The 8,530-nt window shown below is 37.1% G+C and carries 8 protein-coding genes and 1 pseudogene; 4 read left to right on the plus strand and 5 right to left on the minus strand.

What is annotated here, in order from left to right:
• Nucleotides 1–143: 143 nt before the first annotated feature.
• The 4 genes from LDB17_RS09135 to LDB17_RS09150 all read left to right on the plus strand — a co-directional run bounded on the left by LDB17_RS09135 (nt 144) and on the right by LDB17_RS09150 (nt 3,442).
• Nucleotides 144–401, plus strand: coding sequence for a winged helix-turn-helix domain-containing protein (locus tag LDB17_RS09135; protein WP_393924998.1), 258 nt, complete (start codon nt 144–146; stop codon nt 399–401).
• A gap of 158 nt (nt 402–559) precedes the next feature.
• Nucleotides 560–1,666: a PCMD domain-containing protein gene (locus LDB17_RS09140; RefSeq protein WP_252638763.1), complete on the plus strand. Its 1,107-nt coding sequence runs from the start codon at nt 560–562 to the stop codon at nt 1,664–1,666.
• An 11-nt stretch (nt 1,667–1,677) separates the two neighbouring features.
• The gene (locus LDB17_RS09145) at nt 1,678–2,442 is read left to right on the plus strand and encodes a porin family protein (protein WP_252638761.1); all 765 of its coding nucleotides are present in this window, start codon (nt 1,678–1,680) and stop codon (nt 2,440–2,442) included.
• Between the two features lie 22 nt (nt 2,443–2,464).
• Entirely contained in the window at nt 2,465–3,442 is a 978-nt protein-coding gene (locus tag LDB17_RS09150) for a DUF3667 domain-containing protein (protein WP_252638759.1), read from the plus strand.
• Here the strand turns inward: LDB17_RS09150 and LDB17_RS09155 are convergent.
• The 5 genes and pseudogenes from LDB17_RS09155 to LDB17_RS09175 all read right to left on the minus strand — a co-directional run.
• Nucleotides 3,439–4,488: a winged helix DNA-binding domain-containing protein gene (locus tag LDB17_RS09155; RefSeq protein WP_252638758.1), complete on the minus strand. Its 1,050-nt coding sequence runs from the start codon at nt 4,486–4,488 to the stop codon at nt 3,439–3,441. The two genes, LDB17_RS09150 and LDB17_RS09155, sit on opposite strands and share 4 nt — an antisense overlap.
• Nucleotides 4,489–4,504: 16 nt before the next feature.
• On the minus strand, nt 4,505–5,365 hold the full coding sequence (gene nadC / locus LDB17_RS09160; protein WP_252638756.1) for a carboxylating nicotinate-nucleotide diphosphorylase: 861 nt from the start codon (nt 5,363–5,365) through the stop codon (nt 4,505–4,507).
• A complete protein-coding gene (gene nadB, locus LDB17_RS09165) occupies nt 5,358–6,941 on the minus strand; it encodes an L-aspartate oxidase (protein ID WP_135104396.1) in 1,584 nt (527 codons plus the stop codon). The genes nadC and nadB overlap by 8 nt, the downstream gene beginning before the upstream one ends.
• 86 nt (nt 6,942–7,027) lie before the next feature.
• Nucleotides 7,028–8,032 carry a quinolinate synthase NadA gene (nadA, locus tag LDB17_RS09170; protein ID WP_252638755.1) on the minus strand — a complete coding sequence of 335 codons (1,005 nt, stop codon included), beginning with the start codon at nt 8,030–8,032 and terminating at the stop codon, nt 7,028–7,030.
• Between the two features lie 141 nt (nt 8,033–8,173).
• Nucleotides 8,174–8,530: pseudogene (locus LDB17_RS09175) on the minus strand (hexokinase); the annotation flags it as partial.

Raw genomic sequence — 8,530 nt, forward strand, 5'->3', positions numbered from 1 at the left:
ATATCTATTGGTACTATTTTGCATGTTATTGGGGAACATATCCCCTTTCAGCTGAATCTTGGGTAAATTGTGGTTTTGGTACAATATTAGGAGGCTTAGTTGTCTCGTTAATCAATTAAAATTAGTATATTTACATATAAGATATGCTTTATTTAACCAAACTAAAACGATTCGCCATGCTAAAGAAAGATATTCGTATAAACGCCACAGCTATTTGGCAGTATCTGTCGGAAAGAGGCAAAATGTCGGTTCAAGAAATTGAAGAATTAACACATTACAAAAATTCGTTGATACTTCTTGCATTAGGTTGGCTCTCGAAGGAAAACAAAGTACGTTTTTCAGTCAAAAATGAAAACCTATATGTTGAACTAAGTAGTACTCCTACTGAAATATACTACTAGGAAGTGACTCTATTCGTGAACTATATCATATTCACAGAAGGAAATATGATAAATTATCTCAGAAGATTTTAGCGTTAAAAAGCATTAATTTACAAAACTAAAAACTTCTGCCACAAAATCATTGTGTAACTTTATCATCGTTTCTTTTAGAATAATTTATGAATATTAAGAATCTATCACTATTTATCTTGTGTATGCTAAGTATTACTTCATGCATAAAAGATGAGCCGCTAAATATGGAGGCGGACATTATAGATATGAAAGTTGAAGATGGAGTATTTATCACTCGCGCTATAACAGAATATACTGTTCAGCTTTTCGTTTCCGAAAATGCTGATTACTCACACCTTACACCAATAATTGAAGTTACAGCCGGAGCTACGATCGAACCGAAATCGGGAACTTCTCAAGATTTTTCGAATGGAAAAAATGTTATCTATACAGTAACTTCCGAAGATGGGAAGTATACAAAAACATATACAGTAACAGTAACCTCCAAGATTAGTCTTAAAAATACGTTCGAAGAATGGACAACAGCGGGTACAGAAAAAGCACCGTATCCGATTTTAAGTGATCTATTATGGAGTAATGCAAACTCGGGACTGTCTATTTTGGTAGGCACCGGATCATTAACGTTGGATCATTATCCTACCGATAAAACGACCGACTGTGTTAATGGAAAATATGCTGCGATACTACGCACGATAAAAGGCACAACGGTTTTTGGAATAGACTACCCTATCTTTTCGGGATCACTTTTTAGAGGAGCTTTTTCCGCGAATATGTCGAACCCTCTAAAATCACTAATATTGGGACAGGCTCATCCGAAAGAAAATGGTAAACCAATCATGTTCAATGGTTACTACAAATATACCCCGGGCGATATTTTTACAGGTAAAGATGGAAAAGTTATAGCAAACAGAACAGATTCGCTGTCGATGTATGCTACAATATTTAAAGTAAGTAAAGGTGCTCCCGCAAACGAAGAGTTTCTTGATGGAGAATCAATTCTCACATCGCCTAGAGTTGTAGGAACAGCCAAATGGTCTCATACTGACGGAAATATAGTGGAAACGCCAGCTAACAATGGGTTTATACATTTTTCTATACCATTCAGTTATAAAGAAGAACTCGATTTCACGAAAAATGATTATCGTCTTACCATTGTTTTGGCATCAAGCAAAGATGGAAACGAATATCAGGGAGCTGTGGGCAGCACTCTCATTGCTGATGACCTTGAACTAGTATGCGATCCTATAAAATAAGAATATATCTGATGAGATTAAAATATAACATCATCCTAGTACTTGCAACAGTATTAATGATAAGTAATAATATTTCAGCGCAGAATTCTGATAACAATACATTTGATCTGAGCTTTATCCTAGGATTTAATATGGGAGCAACTGCTCCTGTACCTATTCCGGCTGAAGTAAGAGAGATTAATAGTTACAATCCAAAATTCAACCCTCAACTAGGATTCAATCTAGTCTGCAACCTCAACGAACGATGGGGTGTAGGCACAGGACTAAGTCTCGATTGGAAAGGGATGCGAGTTTCCGATCACGTGAAGTACATGTACACAAGTGTTACCTTGACCGAAGGAAGCGAAAAGTTGACAGGTTACTTTGTAGGAAAGAATGTAACGAATGTAGATATGACTTATCTTACCGTACCTATATATGGTACATACCGATTCAATAACAAATGGCAAGTTAAACTGGGTATATATGCAGCAAGAACTCTCTCATCCAAGTTTGACGGATATGTAAATGATGGATACATCAGAATAGACTCTCCGGTAGGTCAGAAACAAGAAATAAGCGGAGAGGGTGCAACATTCGACTTTGGAAACGACTCTCGTGACTATGATTTTGGACTATTAGCAGGAGGTGAATATCGCTTAAATAGTCATATTGGGTTTTATGGTAGTTTTACTTGGGGGCTTCTTCCTTATTTTTATTCGGGATCAAATCCTATTAAATTCACGTTCTACAACATATACGGTACACTAGGTATCACCTATCGATTCAGCAAATAACTATAATAGCTTTTTTTGAACTATGAGTAAACATAAAATCAGGATCAACAAGACTTGCCAAAATTGCGGAGCTTTTGTTGAGCAGCACTACTGTCCTAAATGTGGACAAGAAAACAGTGAAAGCAGGCAATCTTTCCATCATGTATTTACTCATTTTGTCTTCGATTTTTTGCATTACGACAGTTCTTTTTGGAGAACAGCAAAATATCTATTTCTTTCTCCCGGCAAACTCTCATTGGAGTATATGAATGGAAAACGAAAATCGTATGTGAACCCTTTTACTCTTTATATATTCATCAGTTTCATTGCCTTTTTTATCCCCCCTCTCCTTCCCGAAGCATCAGCACCTGACAAAGAAAAAACACAAAAAGAGATCAGCGAAAATGTAGATACGAAGTCCATAGATACGATTATAGCAAAGCTGGACGTAAATAAGAAAAATCTCATTAATGAGACTAAAATACCTGAGAAAGTTAGTAAGATCGAAGATAAAATTAATACATCAGGAGTAGATGAAAAGACAGGGAATAAGACAAAACAATTTATAGCAGGTATATTAGAAAATGTAAAAGATAAACAAAAAGGAGAAAAAGCCATCGAGTTCTTCATTCACAATATCCCCAAAGTTCTCTTTATATATATGCCTCTCTTTGCCTTTTGGTTATGGTTGTTCCATAATAAAAAGAAAAAATATTATTTCGACAGCGCAGTATTTACATTGCATTTCTTTTCTACGACCTTGCTAACGATAACGATAGCAACAATTCTAAGCTGTCTGTTCGATTGGTTAAACTTAAATACAACATTCTATTTTCTTTTATATTCTTTTGCTACTCTATATGTAACATTCTATTTTTTCAGAGGAAATAGAGTATTCTTTGAAGAGAACAGATTGATATCCAATTTAAAATCTTTTGTTCTGATAAGTATAAATAGCTTTTTTATCTTCCTTACTTTTACATTGTATGTTGTATTTGTAGTGTATATGATATATACTTAAAGTAGGTATTTTTTATATCCTTCGATAGCTTTAGTAACCAAATTCTGCGTTTTCTTATTTGATGTGCAAAAGAACTCGGTATCAAGAATTTCATTCTTTTTTGATGACTTTTTCCAAGTACCAATAACTTTGCCATCAAGGCTGATAGCAGGTCTGAATATTCCCGGACTTGTTATTATCTTATGGTGATGGTCAATATGCAGACTTTCTTTTCTATCCTTATAGCTAACTGTAAATTCATCAAAAGCAGGTAAAAGATTGATCAAATTATTACTGTTTAGCGGCTTAGAGTCTCTATGAAAAATATATGTTTGATCATTTATTGTTTCATGAATAAAATCGCCCCCTATCAGAGCTATTCCTTGTCTGGCTTCTGCTGTAGTCAATCCCGACCACCAAACAAAATCCTGTAAAGTAGCAGGACCATGACTCCTAAAATATTTGAATGCTAATTTATACAGGCATTCTTCTTTATCGAACTGATCGGTCGTTTTTTCAACTTTTTCTTGCAACAAAGCATACGTCTGTTTTTTGCCTTTCGTCTCTCCATTGCATACAACGCCATCCAACTCGGCATGCATCATTATATGATTAACGGTTCTATTATCGGCATCTATACCTGCCCTATTTATTACATCTTTCAGCTCTTGACGTGTTAATGAATTTCCCTGAAGTGCCTTTTCTATAATTGAATTTGTACGGGCTATTAACGATTCGGTAAGTCCCAAATCCTTATCATAAGATCGCATTGCAGTTTTCACTCTCGGAAGACTCAAATAAAGCATCCAGTATATATCGTCCTTAGATACGAAATGCCATGTCGGACGTAAGATATGAAGACGTAAAATATCACCCTTGTTCAAAGCCTCTTCAATCTTCTGATCGGGAATTTCGGGAATACGTATACCGATGCCCCATTTCGCCATATTGTAGTCTTGTGCCTGAATAGCTCCCATCCACGAAACCAACTCGTATGCTTCGCCCACGAATGTACCATCCAACTGATGATTAGATAAGCGTAAGGATAGAATTTCTTCTGCTTTCATGGTAATTCAGATAAAATTAAAAGGCTTTAAGGCTTAAATCAATATTTGGGGCAGAATATATAATTGCTCCCGAAGAAATATAATCCACTCCGGTCTTAGCTATATCATGCACCATATCTTCTGTTATGCCCCCAGAAGCTTCTACCTTCACCCTACCGTTTATTAGCTTTACAGCAGCACTCATCTCATATAAAGACATATTATCGAGCATAATGACGTCCACAGCACCTGTAGCCAAGGCTTCCTCTACTTCTTTCAGGTTGCGTGTTTCTACCTCTATTCGTAGATTTTTATTGTTCTCTTTCAGATATTTTACTGTTGCCTCTACAGCTTTGGTTATTCCTCCGGCATAATCGTTATGATTGTCCTTGAGCATGACCATATCAAAAAGTCCAAAGCGATGATTTTGACCTCCACCTATATGCACGGCCCACTTCTCACACATACGGAACATTGGAGCCGTTTTTCGGGTATCCAGAATACGCGTATTTGTGTCTGCCAGCAAGTCTACCATCCGATGCGTATACGTCGCTATTCCACTCATACGCTGCATACAGTTTAGTACTAGGCGTTCCATTGTGAGAATCGAACGAGCCGCACCTGATACTATAAATGCGATCTCACCCTCTTTTACTTGATCCCCATCATTTTTGAGGATATCTATTTTCAGATTTTTATCATAATAATGAAATATCTCTCGAGCCAGATCAACTCCGGCTAAGATACAGTCATGTTTTATGATCAAATGAGCTCTTTGTTGCAGATCAGCAGGCACACTGGCCAATGTAGAGTGATCTCCGTCGCCAATATCTTCTTTAATGGCCTCATCAATAAAATGATATAATCTACTATCAGTTACGTATGAAGGTCTATTCATGAATATCTAAATCTTTATTATAAAATGTACCTCTATTCTCGGTTTGTTCTATACTTTGAGTTATAATCAGATAAGCCACACTAGCCAGATTTCTTAATTCTGAGAGTTGCGGCGATAGTATCGAAAATTTATATATTTCTTTTACAGACTTGTATATTTCTTCTTCTTTTTGCTTTGCCATTTTCAGACGGGCATTGCTACGCACAATACCGACAAGATCACTCATTAATGTCTGCAATTCTTTTCGAAGGTAATTGAGTAAAACCATTTCTTCATTCACTCTCATTCCTTCCTGATTCCATTCGGGAATTTTTAGAAGATGATCGTAATTAAAATTATCTTCATGCAAGCGTTCTATCGTTTTCATTGCTGCACGATGTGCAAAAACGAGAGCTTCAAGCAAAGAATTGGATGCTAAACGATTTGCACCGTGAAGTCCTGTATTCGAACATTCGCCCACAGCAAACATATTCTTTATTGTACTTTGCCCAAATGAATCGACATCTATTCCTCCACATAGATAATGGCTTGCCGGTACCACTGGGATCAAGTCCATGAACATGTCCAGCCCTTCATCTTTAGATTGCTTATAGATATTTGGAAAATGTTCGAGAAACTTTCGTTGATCTAAGTGTCGGCAATCCAGACAAACATAATCGTCTCCACGCAGTTTCATTTCATTATCAATAGCTCGTGCTACAATATCCCGTGATGCCAGCTCTTCCCTATCATCGTATTTATGCATAAATGGCTCTCCTGAAGCAGTACGTAATTTAGCTCCAAAGCCTCTTACAGCCTCTGATATTAAAGGTAGCTGACCTGTCGTATTACTATAGAATGCAGTCGGGTGAAACTGAATAAATTGCATATTGCTGATTCTGGCTTTTGCACGATGAGCCAAGCCAATACCATCACCTGTAGCTATAGTCGGATTTGTCGTATTTTTGTATACATGCCCACATCCTCCGGTAGCCATTAGTGTAATTTTTGCCGTCATTTTAATGATTCGGCTGGCTTTCATATCCAACACGTATGCTCCATAGCAGTGGAGGTTATATTTATCAAATTCGGATTGCGGTACTTGATGCTCAGTAAGTAAATCGATAACATAATGATGGTTGAGCAAAGTAACATTCTCGAGTCGCTCTACAGCTTGCAACAATGCTCTTTCTATTTCTGCTCCGGTTATATCCTTATGGTGCACTACCCTGTTTTCGGTATGTCCGCCTTCACGCCCCAGGTCATAACTTTGAAACTCGTCTTTATCGAAATTAGCACCCCACTCCACCATTTCGCGGATACGCTCAGGGCCTTCTTTCACTACAATCTCTACCACTTCACGTTTACATAAGCCATCTCCCGCTCGTAGAGTATCCTCAATATGCTTATCAAAACTGTCTTTTTCGAAATTGGTTACAACAGCAACCCCTCCTTGCGCATACTTGGTACTCGACTCTTCATCGTCTGATTTTGTGATAATTGTTATCCTAGTATCGGGTCTCTGTTGCGCTATTTTTAAAGCATACGACAGGCCGGATATTCCTGAACCTATCACCAAAACATCAGTATATATCATTCTTTGTTATGAATTATAAATTACGGATTACAAACACACAACATTATGTGCTCACAATTCATAAATCATCACTTTTTGTTATTTGTTTATTTAATAGCCTTAGACATTTCCAACATTCTATTTATAGGCTTCAATGCTTTTAGTCGGATTTCTTGATCCATTAATATCTCCGGCTGCTCATACTTCATACACAAATACAATTTCTCCATTGTATTTAATTTCATAAAATGACACTCGCTACAATTGCATTTATCATCAATCGTCAGAGCAGGAATTAGTGTTTTGTGCGGTGCACGTTTTCTCATTTCATGCAATATACCTTCCTCTGTAGCCACAATAAATTCCTGACTGCTATCATTCACTACATAGTTGAGTAAGTTGGCTGTAGAGCCAATATAATGAGCTACCTGCAAAACCGGTTTTTGAGCTTCGGGGTGAGCTATAAGTTTAGCCTTCGGATGTTCCAACATCTGCTGTGCAATCCGTTCCAGAGAGAATGCTTCATGCACAATACAAGCACCGTCCCAAAGTATCATATTTCGTCCTGTCACTTGATTGATATATCTACCCAGATTTTTATCAGGGGCAAATATAATCTCTTGATCTTCCGGCAAAGAGTTTATGATGTGCTCGGCATTGGATGACGTAACAATTATATCACTCTCAGCCTTAACGGTAGAATCACAATTGATATAACTCACAACGATGGCATTCGGATATTTCTTCTTCATTTCACGAATCCCCTCTCCTGACGCAGAGTCTGCCAAAGAGCAACCAGCCAATAAATCAGGAAGAACTACCTTCTTGGTCGGATTCAAAATCTTAGCCGTTTCGGCCATAAAGTGCACTCCGCAGAATACGATTAGATCTGCATCCGTTTTTTCGGCGGCACGTGCCAGTTGCAAACTGTCACCCAAAAAATCGGCTATATCCTGAATATCGCCTGTCTGGTAATAATGCGCAAGAATGATAGCATTCTTTTCTTTTCGCATTTTATTAATCTCTTCTACCAGATTTATACCTTTCGGTATTTCCATATTCAGATATCCTTTTATAGGGAGTGCGGCAACTGCTTTTTCTAACATAGTCATATAATAGTCCAGATAAAATAAAACGACAAATAGTTATTTGCAGGGCAAAAATACTTATAAAAAGTGACTTAACCGATATTGATTATAAGAAAAAAGGGATTTGGAAACATCCAAACCCCTACTTGCTATTATATCTTTAGTTTACGACAAAGCAGCTATAGCGGAACCTATAAGATTTGCATTGTCCATTTGAGCTACATGTACATGAACATCTGCATGATTAAACTCTGCAAGAAGTTTTTGTAACTCAGACATTACCATATCTTTATAGTTTTTACCTTTTCTGTATTCACTCCAGAATAAGCTACCTTCGGCAACCAATCTTATTTTCTTGATAGAAGGATCATGTGATACAAGAACCAAAACTAATCCGGCGATAGATGCAGCAACTAATTTCGCTGATCTTTCGTATATTGAACGAGCAATCTCTACATATCTTTTCTTATGAATATCAGGATAATTCATGATATTAGTCAGCTTCTGTGCATCAAATCGTTG

Source organism: Dysgonomonas sp. Shenzhen-Wh21 (genome assembly GCF_043392705.1).
GTDB lineage: Bacteria > Bacteroidota > Bacteroidia > Bacteroidales > Dysgonomonadaceae > Dysgonomonas.